2 protein-coding genes and 1 pseudogene are annotated in these 1,006 nt (G+C 40.7%); all 3 read left to right on the forward strand.

Annotated elements, in window-relative coordinates:
• Window positions 1-188, forward strand: a pseudogene (locus F6K23_RS41315) (cytochrome P450); the annotation flags it as partial.
• 49 nt (window positions 189-237) lie between these two features.
• A complete protein-coding gene (locus tag F6K23_RS41320) occupies window positions 238-522 on the forward strand; it encodes a carbonic anhydrase (protein WP_293167117.1) in 285 nt (94 codons plus the stop codon).
• 149 nt (window positions 523-671) lie between these two features.
• Window positions 672-1,006: nucleoside hydrolase (locus F6K23_RS41325; protein WP_293167119.1), on the forward strand; the 335-nt coding region annotated here is incomplete at its 3' end.

The raw sequence follows: 1,006 nt of genomic DNA on the forward strand, positions 1-1,006 counted from the left end.
TGGGATCAGCCTTGGCACTGCTGGAAATGAAACTGGTACTTGCTACTATTGTTTCCAAGTTTCAACTGGCACTGACAGATAATCGCCCAGTTAAACCAGTGCGCCGTGGCTTGACTTTCGTACCTCCAGGAAACTTAAAGATGGTTGTGACTCAGCTTCGAGTTCAGAAAACGCCCGTTTTGGTGTAATCTCAAATATCAGTTAAATTAAATACCTTTTTTTCAACAAAAGGTATTAATGGTACTGGGTCATGAAGAATGTGGTGCTGTAAAAGCAGCAGTAGCAGGTGCCCCAGTTCCTGGACAAATATCCAGTATACTATTTGCAATTACCCCAGCTGTAGCTAACTCAGAAGGGGAAACTGGTAATCGTATTGATAATGCAGTTAAAGCTAATGTATTGCTACAGATGGAGAGATTGGAAAAATCTACAGTTATTTCTGGTTTAATCCAGGAAAATAAACTTAAATTAGTAGGTGGTCGTTATGATTTAAATACTGGTGAAGTTACGCTAGTAGCTTAATAGTTCATGGTTGATGCTTCATGGCTTATGGCTCATGGTTGATGCTTAATAGTTCATATTTGATGGGGTGATAAGTTTTATTCCTCAAGCTTATTAGCCGCTTGTCACCCCTTAAGAGCGATCGCTAATTTGTGGAAACGGTAAAATCTATGCCCAAACAATTAGTATTAATGGATCATGATGGCGGTGTTGATGACTATCTCGCCACCCTGCTATTAATGACCATGGATAATATTGAGCCTCTTGGTATTGTCGTCACTCCAGCCGACTGCTACATTCAACCAGCTGTTAATGCCACTCGCAAAATTCTAGATTTGATGGGGCGCTCAGATATCCCAGTTGCCGAGAGTACAGTTAGGGGTATCAATCACTTTCCTAAAATCTATCGCCGTGATTCGGTTATTGTTGATCATCTCCCAATTATTAATGAGTCAGAGCAGATTCAGACTCCTTTTGTTAAAGCCACTGGACAGGAATTTATGGT

The sequence above is a fragment of the Okeania sp. SIO2C9 genome (assembly GCF_010672455.1).
GTDB lineage: Bacteria > Cyanobacteriota > Cyanobacteriia > Cyanobacteriales > Microcoleaceae > Okeania.

Bases quoted from the DNA above. Each gene is read 5' to 3' on its own strand.
- F6K23_RS41320 (WP_293167117.1), top strand. From the start codon at position 238: ATGGTACTGGGTCATGAAGAATGTGGTGCTGTAAAAGCAGCAGTAGCA.